General features: G+C 62.0%; 16 protein-coding genes and 3 pseudogenes. 12 read left to right on the forward strand and 7 right to left on the reverse strand.

Going from position 1 to position 23,596, the window contains the following annotated elements; all coding sequences use genetic code 11:
- Positions 1-14: 14 nt before the first annotated feature.
- A complete protein-coding gene (locus SB753_RS00860; protein ID WP_131320648.1) occupies positions 15-1,385 on the reverse strand; it encodes an adenylosuccinate lyase family protein in 1,371 nt (456 codons plus the stop codon).
- Positions 1,386-1,544: 159 nt separating this feature from the next.
- Between SB753_RS00860 and SB753_RS00865 the strand changes: the two genes are divergently transcribed.
- Together SB753_RS00865 and SB753_RS00870 are read left to right on the forward strand one after the other, a co-directional pair.
- Positions 1,545-2,276 carry a GntR family transcriptional regulator gene (locus SB753_RS00865; protein WP_410798527.1) on the forward strand — a complete coding sequence of 244 codons (732 nt, stop codon included), beginning with the start codon at positions 1,545-1,547 and terminating at the stop codon, positions 2,274-2,276.
- Between the two features lie 106 nt (positions 2,277-2,382).
- The gene (locus SB753_RS00870) at positions 2,383-3,924 is read left to right on the forward strand and encodes a methyl-accepting chemotaxis protein (RefSeq protein ID WP_410798529.1); all 1,542 of its coding nucleotides are present in this window, start codon (positions 2,383-2,385) and stop codon (positions 3,922-3,924) included.
- Between the two features lie 267 nt (positions 3,925-4,191).
- Here the strand turns inward: SB753_RS00870 and SB753_RS00875 are convergent, their stop codons facing one another.
- The 3 genes from SB753_RS00875 to SB753_RS00885 all read right to left on the reverse strand — a co-directional run bounded on the left by SB753_RS00875 (position 4,192) and on the right by SB753_RS00885 (position 7,062).
- A complete protein-coding gene (locus tag SB753_RS00875) occupies positions 4,192-4,863 on the reverse strand; it encodes a MipA/OmpV family protein (protein ID WP_410798531.1) in 672 nt (223 codons plus the stop codon).
- A gap of 136 nt (positions 4,864-4,999) precedes the next feature.
- Positions 5,000-5,971, reverse strand: a complete 972-nt coding sequence (locus SB753_RS00880; protein ID WP_410798533.1) for a glycosyltransferase family 2 protein — start codon at positions 5,969-5,971, stop codon at positions 5,000-5,002.
- Between the two features lie 425 nt (positions 5,972-6,396).
- Positions 6,397-7,062, reverse strand: coding sequence for a class I SAM-dependent methyltransferase (locus tag SB753_RS00885; protein ID WP_410798535.1), 666 nt, complete (start codon positions 7,060-7,062; stop codon positions 6,397-6,399).
- An 871-nt stretch (positions 7,063-7,933) separates the two neighbouring features.
- Here SB753_RS00885 and SB753_RS00890 point away from each other — a divergent pair.
- The 4 genes from SB753_RS00890 to SB753_RS00905 all read left to right on the forward strand — a co-directional run bounded on the left by SB753_RS00890 (position 7,934) and on the right by SB753_RS00905 (position 12,060).
- Positions 7,934-8,242, forward strand: coding sequence for a DUF2673 domain-containing protein (locus SB753_RS00890; RefSeq protein ID WP_408472923.1), 309 nt, complete (start codon positions 7,934-7,936; stop codon positions 8,240-8,242).
- A gap of 95 nt (positions 8,243-8,337) precedes the next feature.
- Positions 8,338-8,967 carry a response regulator gene (locus SB753_RS00895; RefSeq protein WP_410798537.1) on the forward strand — a complete coding sequence of 210 codons (630 nt, stop codon included), beginning with the start codon at positions 8,338-8,340 and terminating at the stop codon, positions 8,965-8,967.
- A complete protein-coding gene (locus SB753_RS00900) occupies positions 8,964-10,295 on the forward strand; it encodes an ATP-binding protein (RefSeq protein ID WP_410798539.1) in 1,332 nt (443 codons plus the stop codon). Before SB753_RS00895 ends, SB753_RS00900 begins: the two co-directional genes overlap by 4 nt.
- 208 nt (positions 10,296-10,503) lie before the next feature.
- Positions 10,504-12,060 (forward strand): methyl-accepting chemotaxis protein, encoded by a 1,557-nt coding sequence (locus tag SB753_RS00905; RefSeq protein ID WP_410798541.1) that lies wholly within the window; start codon positions 10,504-10,506, stop codon positions 12,058-12,060.
- A gap of 371 nt (positions 12,061-12,431) precedes the next feature.
- Here the strand turns inward: SB753_RS00905 and SB753_RS00910 are convergent.
- The 3 genes and pseudogenes from SB753_RS00910 to SB753_RS00920 all read right to left on the reverse strand — a co-directional run.
- Positions 12,432-12,698 (reverse strand): annotated as a pseudogene (locus SB753_RS00910) (RpiR family transcriptional regulator); the annotation flags it as partial.
- A 137-nt stretch (positions 12,699-12,835) separates the two neighbouring features.
- Positions 12,836-13,018 (reverse strand): annotated as a pseudogene (locus tag SB753_RS00915) (hypothetical protein); the annotation flags it as partial.
- Between the two features lie 203 nt (positions 13,019-13,221).
- On the reverse strand, positions 13,222-14,226 hold the full coding sequence (locus SB753_RS00920; RefSeq protein WP_410798543.1) for a LacI family DNA-binding transcriptional regulator: 1,005 nt from the start codon (positions 14,224-14,226) through the stop codon (positions 13,222-13,224).
- A 214-nt stretch (positions 14,227-14,440) separates the two neighbouring features.
- Here SB753_RS00920 and SB753_RS00925 point away from each other — a divergent pair.
- The 6 genes and pseudogenes from SB753_RS00925 to SB753_RS00950 all read left to right on the forward strand — a co-directional run bounded on the left by SB753_RS00925 (position 14,441) and on the right by SB753_RS00950 (position 23,515).
- Positions 14,441-15,587 (forward strand): annotated as a pseudogene (locus SB753_RS00925) (ABC transporter ATP-binding protein).
- A 136-nt stretch (positions 15,588-15,723) separates the two neighbouring features.
- Positions 15,724-17,007, forward strand: a complete 1,284-nt coding sequence (locus SB753_RS00930; RefSeq protein WP_410798545.1) for an ABC transporter substrate-binding protein — start codon at positions 15,724-15,726, stop codon at positions 17,005-17,007.
- Between the two features lie 149 nt (positions 17,008-17,156).
- Positions 17,157-18,059 (forward strand): carbohydrate ABC transporter permease, encoded by a 903-nt coding sequence (locus SB753_RS00935; protein WP_410798546.1) that lies wholly within the window; start codon positions 17,157-17,159, stop codon positions 18,057-18,059.
- Between the two features lie 38 nt (positions 18,060-18,097).
- Positions 18,098-18,949: a carbohydrate ABC transporter permease gene (locus tag SB753_RS00940; protein WP_288825728.1), complete on the forward strand. Its 852-nt coding sequence runs from the start codon at positions 18,098-18,100 to the stop codon at positions 18,947-18,949.
- Between the two features lie 70 nt (positions 18,950-19,019).
- Positions 19,020-20,993 (forward strand): beta-galactosidase, encoded by a 1,974-nt coding sequence (locus SB753_RS00945; protein WP_310350220.1) that lies wholly within the window; start codon positions 19,020-19,022, stop codon positions 20,991-20,993.
- Entirely contained in the window at positions 20,990-23,515 is a 2,526-nt protein-coding gene (locus SB753_RS00950) for a beta-galactosidase (protein ID WP_410798548.1), read from the forward strand. Before SB753_RS00945 ends, SB753_RS00950 begins: the two co-directional genes overlap by 4 nt.
- Positions 23,516-23,596: the final 81 nt, after the last annotated feature.

Genomic DNA, 23,596 nt, shown 5'->3' on the forward strand with positions numbered 1-23,596 from the left:
CTCCGCAGCGTTCGTCAGATCTCGCTCGACAGCGCGATGGCGCGATCGACCATTTGCGGCGCGAGGCCCAGATAGTTGGCGGGATCGGTCATCGCGTTGATCGCGTCGCGATCGAAATGCCGGGTGACCTCTGGCAGTGCCGCCAGCGCTTCGGCGAGTGTGCCGCCGCTTTCGTTCACGGTACGGCACGCATCGTAGACGATGTCGTGCGCCTGCTGGCGGCCGGTGTAGGGTGCCATCTGCATCATCACGGCTTCGGCGACGATCAGCCCCTTGCTGATGCCGAGGTTGTGCTTCATGCGATCCGTGTCGACGATGAGGCCGCCCAGCGCGAACTTCGCCTGATGGAGCGCACCCGAAGCGAGGATGAAGCTTTCGGGAATCGCAATCCATTCCGCGTGCCACGGTCCCGTTGCGCGCTCGAAGTCCTGGATCATCGCGTCGACCATCAGGCCGGCCTGCTGTCGCACGGCTTTCGCGGCTGCGAGCATCAGCTCGCTTGAAATGGGGTTGCGCTTTTGCGGCATCGTGCTGCTCGCGCCACGACCCTTGACGAACGGCTCGTACACTTCGCCGAATTCGTTGGACGCCATGATCATGATGTCGGTTGCAATCTTGCCGAGCGACCCGGTGACGAGCGCAAGCAGATTGACGGCCTCGGCGAAGCCATCGCGTGCGACGTGCCAGGTCGTCGCGGGCACGCCGAGTTGCAGTTCGGCGGCAAGCGCCTTCTGCACGTCGAAGCCCTTGTCGCCCAGCGATGCCAGCGTGCCGGCCGCACCCGCGAACTCGACCACGGCCACGCGCGGTCGCAGTTGCGCAATGCGCTGTTGATGGCGGTCGAACATCGCCAGCCAGATCGCGGTCTTGTAACCGAAGGTGACGGGCAACGCCTGCTGCAGATGCGTGCGGCCCGCCATCGGCGTGTCGCGGTGCTTCTTCGACAGATCCACGAGGATGCCGCGCAGTTCGCGGATATCGGCATCGATCGAATCGAGCGCGTCGCGGACCTGGAGCGCGACGGCCGTATCCATGATGTCCTGCGTCGTCGCGCCCCAGTGCACATAGCGGCCTGCCTCGCCGCACATGCCGACCAGTTGATGCACGAGCGGAAGAATCGGATAGCCGACGATGTCCGTCTCCTCGCGCATGTGGTCGAAGTCGATGCGCTCGATCTGCGACTCGCGCGCGATCACATCCGCAGCGTCGGCCGGGATCACGCCGACGCGCGCTTCCGCCTTCGCGAGCGCGACTTCGACGTCGATATAGCGCTGCACCAGCGCGTAATCAGAAAACAGGGCGCGCATTTTGGCGGTGCCGAAGGCGTCACGAAACAGGATCGAATCGAAGACGGTGCTGGAAAGCGGAGTGGTGCGGGTAGTCATGACGATGCCTTGAGTCGAGCAAGCGGGAGTGTGCGAAGCGCAGACAGGTTGCTAATATGTCCGGACATATGGAAGATAATATGTTCGAACATATCGTTCAAGTTATGATTAACCCTGGATGCGCATCGATCCCGTACGTTTCTCCTCACTTTGCAAAGCATGAACAGACCTCATTACGCCGACATCGCTCGCGATCTGACCGAGGGCATCGCCAGCGGACGCTTTCCTGTCGGCTCCTATCTGCCGACCGAACTGGAGTTGCGCGATCGGTACAACACCAGCCGGCACACGATTCGCGCGGCGCTAAACGAGCTTCAGCAGCTCGGATTCGTGTCTCGGCGCAAGAACGCCGGTACGCGCGTCGAGTCGGCGCAGCCGAAGAATGATTTCCGTCCTTCGCTGGGTTCAGTCGAGGATCTGGTGCAGTTCGGCTCGGAACATCTGCGGGTCATCCAGTCGGTAAAAGAGGTTACCGTGACCGGCAGGCTCGCTGAGGTTCTGCAATGCGAAGAAGGTGCGCACTGGCTGCGTGTGTCGAGCCTGCGTATCGAACGCGACCGTTCGCGTCCGCCTCTCGGCTGGACGGATGTCTACATCGATCCGACCTACACGGAGATCGCCGAGGAAGCGAAGGCAGCGCCCGACACGCTGATCAGTTCGCTGATCGAGGCGCGTTACGGCCGCTGTGTCGTTGAAATCCAGCAAAACGTGCAGGCTGTGAACGTCACGAAAGAGATGGCCGAGCGACTTCAGATGCCAATCGCTTCGGCGGCGCTGGAAATTGTGCGCCGCTATATCGATTCGACGGGCGTGGCCTTCGAAGTGTCGGTGAGTGTGCATCCCGCCGACCGGTTCGCCGTATCGATGAGGTTGAAGCGCTCAGGAGCGTGAGGGTTTACACCGATCCATGTTCGGGTGATGCGACCGATAAACAATATGTACGGACATATCGGTTTAATCCCCTGCGGGGCTCACGTCATCCAGCGGACATTTACACATGTTTTCGAAAGTCTCAATCAGGGCGCGGATCTCGCTCGCCTTCGGCCTGCTCGTCGCCCTGATGTTGGTCGTTGCCGCGTTCGGTCAGTGGGGAACGCAAGAGGGGAAGTCGGCGCTCCACGAAATCTATGCGGTGCAATTATCGTCAGCGGTCGCGCTTGGCGACACCAGGTACAACATGGCGATCGCGCGCGTTTCGATGGACCGGGCGCTCCTGCACCCGGAATCGCCGGACGTAAAAGTGCTTCTGCAAAAAGCACGCGCCTATCTGGCGACGTCGAAGAAGGCCTACGAACGCTATCTCGCGCTGCCGAAATCCGCTGAGCAGCAAAAGCTGGCAGAGGCCGTCTCGCTGACATTCGACCGGTTGATCAAAGGTGCGATCGAGCCCACGCTGCAGTCGCTCGAAACGGGCGATGCGGTTGCCGCTAACCGGATCACGATGGACGTGATGCCGCCGCTGGCGCTCGCATTCACCAGGAGCACCGACGCGCTCAACGACTACCTGATGACGAGCGGCGAGTCGAGCTACGAGAATTTCCAGTCGACACTCAGCACGGTGAGCGGCGCATCGGTAGGAGCACTCTGCGTCGCCATCCTTCTGTCACTAGTGTGCGCGATCGGCCTGCATCGCGCGATTGGCCGTCCTTTGACCCGAGCGCTGGAGGTCTGTTCGGCGATGTCAAACGGAGACCTCTCGAACAAGGTTCAAGTGGAAGGCCGTCACGAGATGAGTGCGCTGATGCAAGGCCTTTCATCGATGCAGGAGGGCCTGAGATCGACGGTCACAACCGTCCTCTCGAGCAGCGAGTCGATGGCGAGCGCCACGAGCGAAATCGCATCGGGTAACTCGGACCTGTCCCGGCGTACCGAGGCGCAGGCGGCCGCGCTGGAACAAACGGCGGCAAGCATGGAAGAACTGACAGCAACCGTTGCGCAAAATAGCGAGCGTGTCGGATTCGCTACCGAATATGCCAGCAACGCATCGGGCATCGCGAAGACGGGCGGTGTCGTGATGGATCGCGCTGTGCGAACCATGGCCGGCATATCGGATCAGTCGACAAAGATCGCGTCCATCATCGGCACGATCGAAGGGATCGCTTTTCAGACGAACATCCTGGCATTGAATGCCGCCGTCGAAGCGGCCCGCGCGGGCGAGCAGGGTCGTGGCTTTGCTGTGGTTGCCGCTGAAGTGCGTACGCTCGCACAGCGCTCCGCCAGCGCGGCAAAGGAAATCAAGGCATTGATCGACGAAGCCGTGACGGGCGTGACTGAAGGATCGGGGCTCATCGATCAGGCAGGCCGCACGATGATGGAGATCGTGCAGTCGATCGAAAAAGTGAGCAACGTGATGCAGGAAGTAGCGGCGGCCGCGAAAGAGCAACGGGATGGCATAGAACAGGTCAACCGCGCTGTCTCACAACTGGATGAAACGACCCAGCAAAATGCGGCGCTGGTGGAAGAGACTACTGCGGCAGCACTGTCACTTGCCGACCAGGCGCAGACACTCCGGTCGGCGGCGAGTCGCTTTCGAACATAAAGGCGCTGAAGCCAGCAGAGGCTCGGTTGCATGGCGTCGTTGATGTGAGTGCGGCACCTGCGGGAGGCGGGGGACTTCCGGGTTCGGCCACAACCCGCCGTTCACATGCGCCGTCGGTCGGACGTTCAGGGGTCGGCTCTGCGGGACACAGCGAACGTTGCCATGATGATGGCTCGACTGCTTGCCGGCTGTTTCCTCTCTTACCACAGTGAAGTATGAGCGCTGGGTTTACTCGGGCCGCCAGGATCGCGCGAACGATTTTCGTTGCTAGAAGCGGTACAGCACGGACGCCACGCCGTTGAGGTCGAGCCGCCGCTCGGTAATTGGACTGCCTGCGGCGTAATGCTCGAGGCGTCCCACAACGGCCTCGACGCTCGCCGACCAGTGCGGACTGATTTTGTAGGTTGCATTCACGTTGAAGTGAATATCGCGCATGCCGGAACCGGTATCGTAGTGCGGCAATCCCGATGCCGCGCTTTCCTGCGGCGTAATGCCGAACAGGGTCTTCGTATAGGTCGCGTTGGCCCAGGTGAGGCCCGGGCCCATCGAAATGAGCCAGTTACCGATTGGCGCCGACATGAATAAATCGGCCGTCGCCGTCAGACCTTGTCCTGTTCCCGCGATGTCCTGATAGGCCGCCACCGCGCCGGTGAACGCCCACACCGTGTAATCGCCGAAGAGTCGCAGCTTCGGTCCGAAGTGCACATCGGGCAAGCCTTTTAGTCGCGCATCGTCGGACGACGATCGCGACTGGAAGTCGAAACTGACCGACATTCCGAGGTGATAGTTCTCGCCATGCAACACGTTGACGCCGAGCACATCTGGCCTTGTGAGAAAACACAGTCCTTCCATGTCGAGTGGCAGAGGCTGGGACAGGAGCCGAGTCTTTGCCCATGCGCGGCACGCCCAGACAGGCGCAGTAGCCTTTGCGTTCTTCATCGTCACACTCTGCCAGCGCGCTCGGTTTCGCCGACAATGCCGTCGTGACCCTTGTCTCGCAGCGTCGACTCACATATCGCTGCGCCAGATCAAGGAAAGTGATGCGCATGGATTTTCAATGCGGCGGAGATGGTCTTTAGCGGTAGCGCCGGCCTTCGGCCTTGAATTTATACAGTTCTGGCACCAGCGCAAGCAGGATGCGTTTGGGCGTGAATAACCGCGCCGAGACGTGTGTCGCGACATGCCACGTGGCAGCAACGTTCATTTTGCGGAGCCTCATGTCGGGACCGACGAGCGCGCTGACAAAGTGCAGATCCCCAAGCGCATTGCCGATGATTTCTTCTCTTATTACGGCCCGTTCCGGTGGCTCGAGTGCATCAAACGAGAGCCCTGACATTTCTCGAAGTATTCGATACATGCTGTTGTAATGGTGGAGTGTTTTTGCTGCGACCATCGTTGAATCCGCCCGCAACCGTCTTTTGTATAGCCTTTGGTTCAGCACGGCGACTTTAAGCCTCTGATTCAGCATCAACGACACAAAAAAACAATTGTCTTCATATACGGTGCCATCCATGAAGCGCAGGTCGCCTATGGCAGTCCGTCGTGCGATAAGGCAGCATGGCGACACGCAATACCGCCCTTGTCGCAGCGATTGAACGACGAAATCTCCAGACCATATCGGTGAGTCTGCCAGCGGCCGCTGGTAGTAGTGTTCTTCGAGCCTGTACTCCGGTGAGCCAGGCGGGAAGACCACTGCCTCGAAGACGACCACGTCAACTTCCCGGTCCTTGAATTCCTGATAGCAGACATTCAAGGTATCGTTGTCGATGATGTCATCGCTATCCATGTAATACAGATAGGAGCCGACTGCGACTGATGTGCCTAAGTTGCGCGCAGCAGATTGGCCGCGGTTTTGCTGACGGATATATCTGAAACGGGGGTCGCGCGCACACAGCTTTTTCGCAATCGCGCCTGTGGCGTCTGTCGATCCGTCGTCTATGATAATCGCCTCCAAGTCGGTGAACGACTGTCCGGCAATGCTTTGCAGCGCTTCCTCGATGTAGTCCTGCACGTTGTAGGCCGGCACGATTATCGAAAAGGCTGGCATAGATACGTTCCTTGGCTAGTAGTTCAAACTGGCATGTGGCGCGCGCTGCCATACCCGTGATTGCAGGAGGACGGCCGGTTACGGCGACTTTCGGAAGATTGGATCGACGCCGACGAGGTCGAGTGCCTACCGCGTTGACCGGTGGCGAAAGAATGGAAAATGGGGCCCATGTTTCTACGCGCGCGCAATCGAAAACAGTGGAAACCCTGGCCGTCATCGTTGCATTTTCGAAGGCTCGCGCAGTAGCTTGGACCGATTCGGCAAGCTTAGATCCGGTCGGCCCGAGGTATCGATACTCAAGCAACGTTGCTCGCCTTGAGCCTCGCTCCCGGCTCTTTGAACCATTTGTCTGCATCGCCTGGTGACCACGAACGCTTGATTGCTGGGCGAGCCCTATGCATTTACAAGTGGACCGGTTGATAGATTTATCGTGGTCTCAGCACGGCCACATTCCATCTCAGTCCAGACTGGACGTGCACAATACGGACACGATCAAGTTCCTCAAACCCGGCCCTCAGCCGTTTCCATGTGTTTATGCCATCGGCGTGATGCCACATGCTGACGACAAGTATTCCATCGGGCGCAAGGTAACGTGCGAATCGCCCGAGATAGTCGTCCGGATTCCTAAGGTAATAGAGCACTTCGTTAAAGACGATGACGTCGAACAGTTGTGAAGTCTGGAACGTGGTGACGTCCGCTACAGCGAACTCTGCTCTTTGGATGTTCGACTGGCGTGCCTTCTCGATGGCGGCTTCCGACAGGTCGATACCCAGGTAACTGGATATTGCGGCATTCGACAGCCAGCGCGCAAGGATGCCCGTGCCGCACCCAACGTCCAGAATGCGCGCCGCCGGTTTGAAGTGCAGGCAATATCCCACGATCACGCTGTACCGGCCGACTTCCTTTGTACTGGAAAGATAATCCCAAGCTCCGGAATCGTACTCGTCATTCCATGTCGTATTCGAGATCGAGGCGTTGTTCGGCTGCATAATCCACGCCTTGATTGCAACCGGCATGAACTTATGAATAGGCCATTCCATAATTTTTTTGAGTCGTCTCGCAGTGCTTACAATCCCGTTGGAATCGAACAAAGCTACCTCCTTCGAGAATCAACGTCAGCAACGCGGATGCGAGTGCCCGAATTGATGGAATGGGCAGGCGCCTATTAGCGGTTGCAGAAATCATGCTAACGGGTGGACTGTGCATGCATCGATGACGCTCCTTGATAGGGCGTACTGTGGAGGACAAATGGCGGAAAGTCACTTGCCGGCGTGGGAGGGCGAGTGGGATCGAAGGCGGCGTCGCTCGGCGCGATCGCATCGATCTTCCTGCCGCGCACGCAGTTGCCGGTGAGATCGCGCTCGACGTTTCGCAGACTTCTCTAAAGCGTTTTTCACGAAGTCTTAAGAAATACTTAAGAACCCCTAAAAAATCCAGCAGATCAGTATGAGACGCCGTGAGCGTGTGCAGCGGTCGCCCCATCCGGCAATCTTTCCGGCGGTGTCGCTGCAGACCAACGTGCTGCCACCTTCGCCGCCCAGGCATTGACCTCTGCGATTCTGCGTACGCTCAAAATCGGCTCCCAAAACAATATGTGCGGCAGCCGTAACTGGATGCCTGAAAAAGCGGGTTATTCTCCATATTGCCGCTTAAGAAACCCTTAACTCGCCGTGTTGTGCTTTAGAACGGGGGCTTCCCGGCACGTTTCTTCTGCTTGATATCTGCGCACCTGCGCCTTCGTTCGCGGCTTGATTGTCGGCTGGTTCAATGACGCGGAAGTGTCCCGACAGCTTTGAGTTCAGTGTTCGCGAGGAACGAGAAAGGCGCATAAGCGTCCGCTAAGGTTGCGTGCGTAATCTGAGGCAGTGCGTCGCAACATGTCCTAACGTTGCAGTCCACGACGGACACGTAAAGACACCGGCGTGCGCAATCCATCGCAGACTCACTCAAATGGAATACACCATGAAAAACCTACTGTCGATCAGCCTCGTCGTTATCGCCGCCGCCGTGCCGGTTGCAAGTTTTGCGCAGCAACCCGAGAACGGCCCGCTGACCCGCGCGGACGTGCGCGCGCAAAGCGCTCAGGCGGCGCAAGACCATCGCACGCAGTCGAAGGTGCACTATCCGGCGACAGAGCAGTCGGCGAATCTAACCGGGTCCGCCGATACAGGCTACGGTAAGCAGCCCGGGGGATCGTCGGAATCGCGGACGGTGCCCTCGCTGAATGCCGTCTCGTCCGGCGCGGCGAGCGGCCTTTTCGCACATCATTGAGCGATGCGCCGCACTCTCGAATACCGTTGCGCCGCTCGCATCCGCGCTAAGCTTCGCCAATCGGCAGTGACGGACGAGTCAGGAGGTGCACCACCATGCGAATGTTGTTAGTGGAAGACGATGAGATGATCGGCGAGCCGATCATGGAGACCATGCGGCGCGCGGGCTATGCGATTGATTGGGCCCGCGATGGTCGTGAGGCCGAGCTCTCACTCGATCACGATGTCTATGATCTCGTGTTGCTCGATCTTGGGCTGCCGAAGGCGGACGGCGTAGACGTTCTCAACCGCTATCGTCGGCGTGGCGGAAGTGCCCCGGTGCTTATCCTGACCGCGCGCGATGCAGTCGAAGACCGCATCGCGGGTCTCGATGCCGGCGCCGATGACTATCTCGTCAAGCCTTTCGATCTCGACGAACTGGCGGCGCGGGTGCGGGCGCTGCTGCGCCGTCGCACTGGACAAACCAGCCCGCTGTACACGCACGGTGACCTGACGCTCGACCCCGTCAGCCACGAGGTGACGTTGCGTGGCGAGCCACTGTCACTGCTTCCACGGGAATTCAGCCTGTTACAGGCACTTATCGAAGAGGAGAAACTGTATGGCTGGGGCGAGGAGGTCGGCAGCAACACGATCGAAGTTCACGTGTCTTATTTGCGTCGCAAGCTGGGGGCTGAGCACATCGTGACCGTGCGCGGCGTCGGCTATCGGCTCAAGAGGTGCGAATGACGTCGATCCGCCGCTGGCTGCTCGGGTGGTTGATCGCAGGGCTCGGTGCCGCGGTATTGACTGCAGGTTATGGCATTTTTCATACCGCGCGATTAGAGGCGAGCGAACTGTTCGACTACGAACTACGCACGGTCGCCCTTTCTCTACCGTCCACCCTTACCGACGGTAAGTCGTTAGAGCATCGCGGCCCCAACTTCGAGGGTCTCGCAGAAGACCGGCTTTTCATCGAAATCTGGGGCAACACCGAGACGCCGGTTTACGCGTCGCTGGGCGGTGTCGATCTTCCCCGGTATCCCGCTGGCATTCGCACAATCGAACACCAGGAGGTTCACTGGCGTGTATTCGGTGCACAGCAGGGCGATCGTTTCGTGCAGGTTGCGCAACCCGTATCGGTACGCAACGATCTGGCGTTGCGTCTCGCGCTGCGTACGTTGTGGCCATTGGGGGTATTCTTTCCGGCGATTATTCTGATCGTGCTCGTCGTCGTGGGCCGGGCTCTGTCACCGCTTGAACGAATTTCTCACGCGCTCGCGGCGCGCTCATTGAATTCACTTGCTCCGTTGCGTCTGGACAGACGTAGTCCGGTCGAACTGGAGCCGCTCGTCAATGCGTTGAATGATCTACTGAACCGGCTCGACATTGCATCACGTGCACAACGCACCTTCGTTGCAGATGCCGCGCATGAACTTCGTTCGCCGCTGGCCGCGCTGAAGCTTCAGATCCAGGCGGCCGAGCGGGATGGCTCGTTGACTAGTCCAGGTACATTCGAGCGCATCAAGGGACGACTCGACAGGATGATTCACCTCGTGCACCAGTTGCTGATTCTTGCACGCGAAGATGCGCCCCGCGCTGATCAGTTTGAAGTCGTCAGTTTGCGTGGACTCGCGGAGCGTGCCGTAGCGGACGCTTCCTTTCTTGCCGAAGCCAGGAAGATCGATCTCGGCTTGGACTTCGCCGACCCTTCAATCACTGACGATCCGTATGACATCCACGCAGAAGCCGCCGGTATCGAAGTCCTGCTGAATAACGTGATTGACAACGCTATCCGTTACACGCCGGAACATGGAAAAGTTGACGTGATACTTGCCCGGGCGGGAACTGAGGTCAGCGTAACGGTTGTCGATAGCGGTCCCGGAATTTGCGAGCACGAACTGGATCGGGTTTGCGACCGCTTCTATCGCAGCGCAGGGACCAAGGGGCAAGGCAGCGGTCTGGGACTGGCAATTGCGGCGCGCATTGCCGATCGCCATAACGCCACGCTTTGCCTGAAGAACAACAACCACCGGCCAGGGCTTAGCGTGGCTTTGACAGGGCTGCGCAGCGCCTGACGAAGTTAAACGGCATCGACGGAGTAATGACGCCGGGCGCGGACTCGATAATGAATTCGCGCAGGCTCGGGCTCGGGCCGCCTGACTGTTCGGGTTTTCAAGGGACCGGCGCGGAAGCTTTCGCGCAACTGTCGCTCAAGTTCGCCGGCGTGGCGCCGATAAAAAGGCAAGCCATTCAGTTGCCAATGGCCTCACAACGCGCACAAACATGAAAGTCTCCACAAAACTCATTTCTTTGGTAGGTGCGGCCCTCGCCGGTGTCATCTGCATCGGCGCGATTGCGCTGACCCAACTCGACCGCGCGCTGATTGAGGGCAGAAGGGCGCAGATCACCGAGATGCTGAATAAGGCCGAACATCTCGCGCTGCACTACCAATCGCTGGAGGCGAGTGGCAAGCTGAGCCGCACGGATGCACAGGCTGCCGCGAAGACAGCGATCGCGCAACTGAATGCAAACGCCAGCAGTTATTACTGGATTACCAGCACCGACAGCGTCAACCTAGTCCATCCGAATGCCGCATTGGTCGGCACGAAGACCGGCGGCAACCGCACGCTCGAGGGCGATCTGACCGACACGCAAGCGTACGCGAAGGGCCTTCAGGAGCGGCACATCGCATTGGTCGACGTGCTGATCAAGCGGGCGCAGGACGCGCCGCTGGTCCCCAAACTGCAAGGCGTGGTAGCGATTCCGCAATGGCAATGGTGGATCGGCACCGGCTTCTTTTACGACGACATCAACGCGGTGTTCTGGCGGCTCGCGCGCACGCTGATCGCGATCGGCATAGTGATCTTCGCGGTGGTCGCCACGATGGCGTGGTTCATGACGCGCAGCATCCGTCGCACGCTTGGCGGCGAGCCGGCCGACGCGAGCGAGTTCGCCGCGCAGATCGCCTCGGGCAATCTCGCCGCGCAAATCGCGCTCGCGCCCGGCGACCGATCAAGCATGCTCTATGCGCTGAACGAAATGCGCGTGAAGCTGCGCGATCTCGTGCGCGACATTCAGAACGCGAGCGAAACGATTGCTAGCGGCAGCGGCGAAATCGCGCAAGGCAATACCGATCTGTCGCAACGCACCGAAGAGCAGGCAGCATCGCTGCAGGAAACCGCGGCGAGCATGGAGCAACTGACCGCAACCGTGAAGCAGAACGCCGACAACGCTGGCCAGGCGAGTGAGCTCGCGGTGCTCGCGTCGGACGCGACCGCGCGCGGCGGCGCGGCGGTCGATCAGGTGATCGGCACGATGCAGGAGATCGCCGACGAGTCGCACAAGATCGGGCAGATCATCAGCGTGATTGAAGGGATCGCATTTCAGACCAACATCCTTGCGTTGAACGCGGCGGTCGAAGCCGCGCGCGCCGGCGAAGAGGGGCGCGGCTTCGCGGTGGTCGCCGGAGAGGTGCGCTCGCTCGCGCAACGCAGCGCGACAGCGGCCAAGGACATCAAGGCGCTGATCGGCTCGTCGGTGGCGCGTGTCGAGGGCGGCACGGCGCAGGTCGCGACGGCCGGCGAACGGATGCGCGACATCGTGCAATCGATCAAGCGCGTGAGCGACATTATGGCCGAGATCGCCGCCGCGTCGCTCGAGCAGAGCACCGGGATCGAGCAGGTCAATCGCGCGGTCTCGCAGATGGACGAAGTCACGCAGCAGAACGCGGCGCTGGTCGAGCAGGCGACCGCGGCGGCGGCGTCGCTCGACGAACAGGCTGCGCGTTTGAGGGCGACTGTCCGCGTATTCCGGCTTGCTCCGAATCACGCGTTGGGGTAAGCGGTCGGTTGACGCCGCCGCAACGCAACCAATCAAGCGTCGACACGGCGGTACGGCCAATGTCAGAAGTAGCTGCCAGGGAATCGTGTGGGCTCGTAACTTCGCGTCACTGTTCAAAGAGCGACGATGTCGGAGCGGTTTCCGAGGCGGACGTTATTTGCAGGCAATATTGATCGGCGGTTGTGGGGCGGCTAGGGAAGGTCCGCCGCTCAGATCGCGCGGGCGGTTCGTAGTCCGCCATTGGATTTCCGGGTTCGGCCATGAAGCGTCATTCGCTGGCTCGGGGGGCGGTCTTCGCGCGGCCGAGCTCCCCTATAGACCTACGAACGTAATCTGCTGACGCGCGCTCTCAGGCATTCCCGGTGTTCTTGTCAGGACATTTCGATGCCAAGCGTCGTGATTAGACGCTCGCGCCGTTCGAGCGCCTCCAGCGAGCGCTTTCCGAGATGGGCCGCGACGACATTCATCAGGCCCTCACAAAACACCAGATATGCGCTCATGCTGTTGCTGAAGAAGCTGCTATCGTGCGGAACCAAGAACGCATGACGCGCGGGCGGCACGAGCGGCGAGGCGAGGGTATCGGTGATCGCGATGACATCAAGCCCGGCGTCCTTGGCGGCAATCGCAGCATCGGCGACGCCAGCGTCGGTCCGAAATCCGCGTTGCGCTCTCGGATGATGGCCAGCACCCGGGCACGCAGATTCATCGAAAACTGCCGGTTACTCGGTCTGCCGCGTTTGGCTGACACCAGACCGGCAGCCCCGGCGGCCTCGAAGCGGCGCCGCAGACGCGACACCTGACGCTCGCTCAGTCCCATCTGCCCAGCCGCGCGCACGCCGCTCAGACGGCCTTCAACGACCGATTCGATAATCTTGACGCGTCGTAGCTCGTTCATGCTGATCGTCACCAGTCCTGGCTCATTCATGGCAGGCTCCGCCGGATTGCGCGTCGATAGCATGCGCCCCGGGCAGTCCTGAACCGGACATTTCTAACTGGCTCGAACCGGACATTTCTAAAAAGCCCTGACATCCATTCAGGTGATAATTTATCTTATGTCAAATCACCAACGATGATCTCCCGCAAGACGACCTCGCCCACCAAATTGCCAAATAAGAAAACGGCGTGCCCCATCGTTCAACTGTCGGATTCATCAACTTCCGCTCACGTCGACTGCCGGCGCACCAGCGTCGGCAACGGCGCGACGACGGAAGGCGGCGGCGCAGCGGCATCCGGCGCATGAATCAGCCGGATCAGCAACTCGATCGACGCCTCCGCGATGGCTTGCGTGTTGATAGCCACCGTCGTCAGCGAGGGCCGCACCTGGTGCGCCAGCTGGATATCGGTGATGCCGATCACCGACACGTCGTCGGGCACCTTGCGTCCGAGCGTGGCAAGCGCCTGCAACGCGCCGATGGCCAGCAGATCGTTGGTCGCGAACAGCGCGCTCAGATGCGGCTCGCGCTCCATCAATTCGATGCAGGCGGTGAAGCCCGCGTCGATCGTGTCGGGAATCTGCAGCACGGCGGCGTCGTCGGGTTCGAGGCCCGCATCGCGCATCACCGATCTGAAACCGTTCGCGCGCGCGTCCTGCAAGCCGCCGCAACCGTCTCCCACCAGCATGCCGATGTCGCGGTGTCCCAGTTCCAGCAGATGACGCGCCGCCAGCGCGCCCGCATGCGCGAAGTCGACGGCGACACACGGCAAGGCGGGCAAGTCCTCGGGATGCTCCCATAGGCTCAACACGATTGGCGCGCCGACCGCCGCGGACGCGCACAGCTCGTTGATCGCGATGTCCGTGTTCAGCACGAGCACACCTTCGGCAAGCGTGCCGGCGATCTGCGTGAGGTATGCGCGCCCTGTCTCGGCGTCGTCGTCGGTGTTGCACACCATCAGGAAATAGCCGGCGCGACGCGCGGCGCGTTCGGCCGCCAGCACGAACTCCGGATAGAACGGATTGGCGATGCTGGAAAGCATCAACGCGAGTGTTGGCGAACGGCCCTCCGCGAGCGCGCGGGCATTGAGATTCGGCCGATAGCCCAGTTCGCGGATCGCGCGCATCACCCGCTCGGACGTTTCGGGCCGCACTTTGTCGGGATTGCGCAGCACATTCGAAACGGTCGCCGCCGTCACATTCGCGCGACGCGCGACATCACTCAATGTGGCCATAAGCAGAAGATTAAGAATTTTCCCATATTCAGGGAGCGCCAATCAGATGTTGCGCGACGCATCCGGCTTGCGCTACCTTTTCTCGAAACGATCAGGAGACAGTCATGAGCACCCTGCCGCGCATCCCCCAATTTAACCGCTTAAATGACCACGCCGCAAGCGTTTCGGCATTTTTCGTAAACCGATTTTTAAGCGCTTAAACGGAGGACGAACCATGGCGGCCATTTCCCTGCGCGGCATTCTAGAAAACTTTCGGCGGCAACGCGCCGGTCCTTCGCGACCTGAACCTCGAGATCAGCGAACACGAGTTCTGCGTGTTCCTAGGCCCTTCGGGTTGCGGCAAGTCGACCTTGCTGCGCATCGTCGCCGGACTCGAAGATCAGACCGACGGCGACGTGAGCATCGGCGGCCGTACGATGAACAGCGTGCCGGCTGCCGAGCGCGGCGTCGCGATGGTGTTCCAGAGTTACGCGCTGTTCCCGCACATGACGGTCTACGAGAACATGGCCTTCGGTCTGAAGCTGGCGAAAACGCCAAAAGCGGAGATCGACCGCAAGGTGCGCGAAGCGGCGCACGTGCTGCAACTCGACGCCCTCCTCGCACGCAAGCCGCGTGAACTGTCGGGCGGGCAACGCCAGCGCGTGGCGATCGGCCGCGCGATTGTCCGCGAGCCGGGTGTGTTCCTGTTTGACGAACCGCTGTCGAATCTTGACGCCGCGCTGCGCGGTCAGACGCGTATCGAAATCGCGCGGCTGCATCAGCGTTACGCACAGGCGAGCGTCGTCTATGTGACGCACGACCAGATTGAAGCGATGACCCTCGCCGACAAGATCGTCCTGCTGCACGCAGGCGCGGAAACGCAGCGCTTCGGCAGCATCGCGCAGATCGGTGCGCCGCTGGAGCTTTATCACCGGCCGCGGTCGAAGTTCGTTGCGGGCTTCATTGGTTCGCCACGCATGAACTTTATCGACGGCGTCGTGGAGCGCATCGCCGACGACAGCGTGGAAGTCAGCATGGCCGGCACCGCGTTGCGCGTGCTGGTCGACGGCAGGCGCCTCAAGCCAGGACAGCGCGTCACGCTTGGCATTCGTCCCGAACACGTGCGGTTCGCCGGCGGCACGCAGACGCTCGCCGTCAACGCATTGCTGACCGAACAGCTCGGCGAGCACAGCTATCTTCACGCCGACCATGCGGGCGGCACGCTGATCGCGAAAGCGCCGGGTGACCTGCATGTGCGCACCGGCGAGCGGCTCGCACTGCATCTGCCCGCCGATGCGAGTCACCTGTTCGACGAAGACGGCATTGCACTGCACCGGACCATCGTCGGCAACGCGCAGGCCGTCGCGCTACAGACGGCATGAGAATGCGGCGCGCAAGGCTCGCAACAGGCCTTGTCGCGCGCGAAACGCCGCAGCCGGTCATAGAGCCGTCGCGGCTCGCAGCAACCGCCGTTCGCGGACGCGGGCGGCCGACAACGCAGTCACAGGAGACAACACGATGGCCTTTACGCACACGAGCCGCTTTGCACGGCTTGCCTCATTCAGTCCGCGCGCCGTCACGGTCGCGCTCGCTCTCTCGGCAACGGTGCTGAGCGGTTTCGCGACGCAAGCCGACGCCGGTCAGTTGAACATCAACGTGTCGGCGCGCGGCAATCAGCGCTCGACGTGGCAGGACGCATTCGACAAGTTCAAGAAAGCGAATCCCGACGTCGACCTGAAGGTCACGTACATCACCGAGGAAGCGTACAAGGTGCAAATGGGCGGCTGGCTCGCGACCGATCCTCCCGATGTCGTCTCCTGGCACAACGGCGAGCGCATGGCGTACTACGCGAAGCGCGGCTTGCTGGAAGATCTCTCGGGCGACTGGAAGAAAAACGGCTGGGACCAGCAGTATGCGTCGGTCAAACAGGCATCGACATACGCCGGCAAGCAGTATTCCGCGCCGCTCGGCTACGACGCATATGGCTTTTTCTACCGCAAGGATCTGTTCGAGAAAGCGGGCATTTCGAGCGAACCGAAGACTTGGGACGAACTGCTCGACGCCTGCAAAAAACTGAAGGCGAGCGGCGTCGCGCCGATTGCCGTGGCCGCGCGCGATAGCTGGACGCTCGCCGCGTGGTTCGACTATCTGGACTTGCGCATCAACGGCAACGCGTTCCACCAGAAGCTCATGGCAGGTGAAGTGCGCTACACCGATCCGCGCGTGAAGAAGGTCTACACGACCTGGAAGACGCTGATGGACGACCATTACTACATCGACAACGCGCTTTCGTACGACCTCGATTCGATCGGGCCTTTCCTCGTGAACGGCAAAGCCGCGATGATGCTGATGGGCACGTTCTTCTCGGCGGGCCTTCCGTCGAGTGTGAAAGGACAGATCGGTTTCATGCGCTTCCCCGTGATCGATCCCAAAGTGCCGGTGGCGGAAGACGGCCCTGTGAACGTGTTGCTGATCCCCGCAAAAGCGAAGAACAAGACTGACGCGCGCCGTCTGCTCGCCTTCATGGAGACGCCCGAGATCAACGCGGACCTCGCGCGCGGCTGGGGCCAGTTGCCGTCGAACAGCAAGGCAACGGAACCCGCCGATCCGATTTCCCGAGTCGGGTTCCAGACGCTCGCCAGCACGACCGGCGGCATCGCGCAGTTCTACGACCGCGACATGACGAAAGAAATGGCGGACGAAGGCATGAAGGCGATGCAGCAGTTCTACAACGACCCATCGCAACTCGACTCGCTGCTTGCTCGTCTCGAAGCGACGCGCAAGCGCATTTACCACAACTGAGTCTGCTGGCGGCAGGCGTGTCCAGCGTGGTCGTCGTGCAGACGTCCACGCCGCCGCAGGGCTTCGCAGCAGCGCGGCTCGCCGGCAATCGTGCGCCGCGCCACGCTCCGCCACACTGATCCGCTTCTGCATCGAAAGAGGGATTCGTCATGTCCACGTCCATTGCCCGTCTGCCGACGGCGCGCGGCCGACGCGCGTCCGCCTCGGGCCGCGCCCGCCATCGCGCCGCGTTCTTTTTCCTGCTGCCAGGCTGTGCGCTGTTCGCGCTCTGCGTGATTTATCCGATCTTCTCCAGCATCGCGCTCAGCTTCTACAACTGGGACGGCATGACGCCCAGGACCTTCATCGGTCTCGCGAATTACGTCGAGCTGTTCCATGCCGACACGTTCTATCTCGCGCTGAAGAACAACCTGATCTGGCTCGTGTTCTTCCTGCTCGCTCCGCCGCTCGGCCTGCTTTTCGCGTTGTATCTGAACCAGCAGATCAAAGGCATGCGCGTGGTGAAGTCGCTGTTCTTCGCGCCGTTCGTGTTGTCCGGCGTGGTGGTGGGACTCGTGTTCAGCTGGTTCTACGATCCCGCTTTCGGTCTGCTCAAGCTGATCGTCGGACACGGCATTCCCGTGCTCGGGGACCCGCGCACGGTGACCTTCGGCATCGTCTTCGCCGCGCTGTGGCCGCAAACGCCCTACTGCATGGTGCTGTATCTGACGGGGCTGACCTCCATCAATCCGGAAGTCGTCGAGGCCGCCCGCATGGAAGGCGCGAAAGGCTGGAACCTGCTCTGGCACGTGATTCTTCCGCAACTGCGCCCGGCCACCTTCATGGCGGTCGTGCTGACGGTAATCGGCGCATTGCGCAGCTTCGATCTGATTTCGGTGATGAGCGGCGGCGGTCCGTTCGACAGCTCCACCGTGCTCGCGTACTACATGTACGACCAGGCCATCAAGTACTACCGCGAAGGCTATTCGGCGTCGATTGCCGTCGTGCTGTTCGCGATCATGCTCGTCTACATCGTGTTCCATCTGCGCCGCATGCTGCGCGAGGAACGCTGAGCCGCGCGCTTCCCGATAGAGCGAAAAAGGAGACTCACATGTACCCTCTTCCCGTCGAACACTGGAAACCGTGGAGCCGCGCGCTGTACAAAGCGTCGCTGCCCGTCGCGCTGTTCGTGTGGCTGCTGCCGATGCTCGCCGTGCTCATCACGTCGATCCGTTCGTCCGACGAGTTGTCGCAAGGCGACTACTGGACCTGGCCGAAGCACTTCGCGCTCATCGACAACTACGGCGCGGCGCTCACGCAAACGCCGATGCTGCACTACTTCGCCAACAGCATGCTGATCACGGTGCCGTCCGTGCTCGGCGCGATCCTGCTTGCGTCGATGGCTGGCTTCGCGCTCGCCACGTATCGCTTTCGCGGCAACATCGTCGTGCTGTTCACGTTCGTCGCCGGCAACTTCGTGCCGGTGCAGATCCTGATGATTCCCGTGCGCGACATGGCGCTCAAAGTGGGCCTGTTCAATACCGTCTGGGCGCTCATCATTTTTCATGTCGCATTTCAGACGGGCTTCTGCACGCTGTTTCTGCGCAACTTCATCAAGCAATTGCCTTTCGAGCTGATCGAGGCCGCGCGCGTCGAAGGCGCGAGCGAATGGACCATCTACGCGCGCATCGTCTTGCCGCTGATCCGCCCTGCCCTCGCGGCGCTCGGCATCCTCGTCTTCACCTTCGTCTGGAACGACTATTTCTGGGCGCTGTGCCTCACCCAAGGCGACGACGCCGCGCCGATCACCGTCGGCGTCGCCGCGCTCAAAGGCCAATGGACGACCGCCTGGAACCTGGTCGCGGCGGGCTCGGTGCTGGCCGCGCTGCCGTCGGTGCTGATGTTCTTCGCGATGCAGAAGCACTTCGTTGCCGGACTCACTTTCGGCGCCAGCAAGGGCTGAGCGGTCGCTCAACGTAGACCGCGCGTGCGAGCGCAGCGCGGCACAACACCGATCTTTGGAGATCACGACAATGCAACTGGGTGTCTGCTACTACCCCGAACAATGGCCCGACACGATGTGGTCCGACGACGCGCGACGCATGGTCGACATGGGCATCACGCACGTGCGTATCGCCGAATTCGCATGGAGCCGCATGGAGCCGCGCGCGGGCGTCTATGAATGGGCATGGCTCGACCGGGCGATCGACACGCTGGCCGGCGCGGGCCTGAAAATCGTGCTCGGCACGCCGACGGCGTCGCCGCCAAGGTGGCTCGTCGAAGCGATTCCCGACATGCTGCCGGTGCGCGCCGACGGCACGACATGGAACTACGGCTCGCGCCGTCACTACGACATTTGCAGCGAGCCCTACCGGCGCGAATGCGTGCGCATCACCGAAGCAATGGCCGCGCGCTACGGCGCGCATCCGGCCGTCGTCGCGTGGCAGACGGATAACGAACTCGGCTGTCACGAGACCGTGCCGAGCTATTCGAACGCGGCTCGCCAGCGGTTTCGCGAATGGCTCGCGCGCCGCTACGAGACTGTCGGCGAACTGAACACGCGCTGGGGCAACGTGTTCTGGAGCATGGAGTATCCGTCGTTCGACTCGATCGAATTGCCGAACCTCACGCCGACGGACGCAAACCCGATTCATCTGCTCGACTTCCGCCGCTTCATGTCCGACGAGGTGACGAGCTTCCATCGGGAACAGGCCGAGGTAGTGCGGCGGCACGCGCCGCATGCAGACGTGCTGCACAATTTCATGGGCTTCTTCACCACCTTCGATCACTACCGCTTTGCCTCGAACGGCAGCATCGACGTGGCGACATGGGACAGTTACCCAATTGCGCGCACCGAAGTCATTGCGCTCACGGAAGCCGACAAGGCCCGCTATGCGCGCACCGGACATCCCGACGTGTCCGCGTTCGATCACGACCGCTATCGCGGCATCGGCCACGGCCGTTTCTGGGTGATGGAGCAGGAGGCCGGACCGGTGAACTGGGCGCCGTGGAATCCCGTGCCCGCGCCCGGCATGGTGCGGCTGTGGGCCTACGAAGCGTTCGCGCACGGCGCGGAACTGGTGTCGTATTTCCGCTGGCGTCAGGCGCCGTTCGCCCAGGAGCAGATGCATTCGGGCCTGCACCTGCCTGACAACACGCCGTCGCCCGGCGGTCGCGAGGTGGCGCGTGCGGCGCAGGAAATCGCGAAGTCTGCGGAACTGTCGGCGCTCGCGCAAAGCGGGCCGGCGGGCCGCGCACCCGTCGCTCTCGTGTTCGATTACGAGACGCAATGGATGTTCGAGATTCAGCGCCACGCCAAAGACTTTGACTATCAGACGCTCGCGTTCGAGTACTACCGGACCTTGCGCGAGATGTCACTGGACGTCGATATCGTATCGGCGCACGCGGACCTGGAAGGCTACGCACTGATCGTCGTGCCGGGGCTCGCAGTCTTGCCGCCCGGCTTCGTCGACACGGTTCGCCGCTCGGGCGCGCAGTGGGTGATCGGGCCGCGCACGGGCTCGAAGACACTCGACTTCGCGATTCCTTCCGAACTGCCGCCGGGGCCGTTGCAGACGCTGCTGCCGTTCAAGGTGCTGGAGGTCGACTCGTTGCGCCCGAGTCTGCAACCTTCCACCACACTCGGCGGCGTGTCCGGGATCGCACTGCACTGGCGCGAGCATCTGGAAACGCGCGACGGCGTCGAAGTGCTGGCGCGCTTCGACGACGGCTGGCCGGCTGTCGTCGCGCGCGATCGCGTCCGCTACGCGAGCGCATGGTTCGATCCGCCGTTGCATCGCGCGTTGCTCGAAGCGGCGGCACGCGATGCGTCGCTGAATCCCGTTCACCTGCCCGAAGGCGTGCGCATTCGCAGGCGCGGCCCGCTGACTTTCGCGTTCAACTTCGGCGCGCAAGCCGTCGAAGCGCCTGCACCGGCAAACGCCCGCTTCGTGCTGGGCAGCCGTACGCTCGGCACCGCGGACGTGTGCGTGTGGACTCAGGCATGACGAGCTTGACCGGCCACGCCGCCGACGACGCCGACGCAAACACCGGCAGCGCGGCCGGCGGCCATGCAACGCTCACGCTGAGCATCGACGCCAGCGCGCCCGCCACCGCGCCGTTGCACGACACGCTGCGCGTCGGTACATCGACCTCGCCCGACGGCGGCACCCTCGGCATCAACAGCCGCTATCTGACACGCGACGGCAAGCCGTGGCTGCCGGTGATGGGCGAGATTCACTACGCGCGGCTGCCGGCCAGTCAATGGGACGACACGCTCCTTAAGACGAAGGCAGCCGGCGTCGATATCGTCGCGTCGTATGTCGTGTGGCGCCATCACGAGCCGCGCGCGGGCACGTTCGACTGGAGCGAACGCCTGGACTTGCGACGCTTCGTCGAAACATGCGCGAAGCGTGATCTGCTCGCGTTGATTCGCGTGGGGCCGTGGGTGCATGCGGAGGTTCGCTATGGCGGGCTGCCTGGCTGGGTCGTCGACCAGATGCCCACGCGCGGCGACAACCCGCTTTATCTGCACTACGTGGCAAGACTTTTCTCGCAGATCGCCGCGCAGCTGCACGGCCTGTTATGGAAGGACGGCGGACCTGTTATCGGTATCCAGCTCGAGAACGAGTACAACCTGAGCGGTCCGCAGCAAGGTGCCGCGCACATCGCGACGCTCAAGCGCCTCGCGCGCGATGCGGGGCTCGACGTGCCGCTGTACACGGTGACGGGGTGGGACAACGCGGTCTTTCCGCGCGGCGAAGTCGCGCCTGTGTTCGGCGGTTATTCCGATCTGCCGTGGGGCGTGTCGCCGCACATGTCGCCGCCGAACGAGGTCTATGGATTCCGCTTCGCCAGCCGGGTGGGTGGCGATCTCGGCGCTCAGACTCACAGCGACGCGCCGGGCGATGCCGACGCCGTCGCGCACGAAACGCCCTTTCTCGGCGCGGAGTTCGGCGGCGGCGTGCCCGCAATGTACCGGCGGCGGCCGGTCCTCGACGCCGACGACATCGCCGCGATGCTGCCCGTGCAACTCGGCTCGGGCGTCAACCTGTACGGCTACTACATGCTGCACGGCGGACGCAATCCGCCCGGCGACATGGACGGCCAGGAGTCGACGGCTAGCGGCGGCTACAACGACGTGCCGATCGTCAATTACGACTTCCAGGCTCCGTTCGGCGCGAATGGCGAGGCGCGCGAAGTGCTCGGCAAGCTGCGGCCGATTCACCTTTTCCTAAAGCAGTGGGGCGCAGTGCTTGCGCCATGTGATGTGTATGCACCCGACACCGTATCGCATGGCCCCGCCGACCTCGCGACGCCGCGCTTCGCCGTACGCGCGAATGGCGACCAGGGGTTCCTGTTCTTCAACAATCACGTCCGCGAACATGCGATGCCAGCGCATCGAGGCATGCGTTTCTCGGTGAAGCTTGCGAGCGGCAGCGTCGCGCTGCCTGTGGAGCCCGTCGACATTGCGCCGGGCACATCGTTCATCTGGCCGGTCGGCTTGCGATTCGGCAGCGTGCAGTTGCGTTACGCGACCGCGCAGCCGGTGACGCGGATATCGAGCGACGATGGCGATGTTCAGGTGTTCGCGGCCACCGACGGCATCGCGCCCGAGTTCGCATTCGACTCCCGCAGCGTGGCGACGATCGCCGCGCTGGAAAGCAGTATGACGCCCGCGCCTGGCGGTGAGCCGGCGTTGAGCCAGCATGAAGACGACGGCGTGCTCGTGGTGCGGCCGCGCAACGGCGCGGCGTTCGTCGTCACGGATCGCGACGGCGCGCGCCTCGTCTTCCTCACGCTTTTGCGGAAGGACGCGGAGAGACTGAGCGTGTTGCCGTTCGACGGCCGGCGCAGGCTCATATTGAGCGACGCGTTCGCCTTCGAACGCGACGGCCATCTCGTGCTGCGCTCGAACAGTGCTTCGGCGTTCGATGTCGATGTCTATCCGCCGCTGCAAAAGTTGCCGTCCGCATTGCAGGCGGATTACGCAACCATCGACGCATCGAGCCACGGCGTGTTCCAGCGTTTGCGTGTGCACGTTCCACAGTCGGCATTCGACGTGCGCGTCACGCCGCTTCGCGCGCCGCAAGCCGTACCGCCGGTCATGCGCGGCGGCACGGCCAACGCCGCTGTCGCGCCGTTGCCGGAAACGTTCGGCAAGACGGCCGCCTGGCGCATCGATGTGACTCGCGACGCGGTCGATGCACATGGTCTCAGCAACGCTCACCTGACGATCCGCTATCGGGGCGACGTGGCGCGCCTTTTCAGCGGGACGGAACTGATCGACGATCACTTCTATAACGGTTTGCCGTGGCGGATTGGCGTGCGCAATGTGGCGATCGATCCGGACGCACCGCTCATGCTGACGATTCTGCCGCTGCGCGCCGACGCGCCCGTCTATCTCGCTGCTCGTCATGATCCGCGTCCGGACAGCGGCGAGCAGATCGCCGAACTGGACAGCGTGACGTGGGAGCCCGAGTACGAAGTGATTCTGGCTCCTAATCCTTCCTCGCGCGACGTCGAATGAGACTGGGTGCCGAAGGCCGCTGCCACGACGCACCCGCTTTAACGTTACTGACTGACACCTCCGGACGATTACAGAAGTCTT

It is taken from the genome of Paraburkholderia sp. SIMBA_053 (assembly GCF_046534895.1).
GTDB classification, from domain to species: Bacteria; Pseudomonadota; Gammaproteobacteria; order Burkholderiales; family Burkholderiaceae; genus Paraburkholderia; species Paraburkholderia caledonica.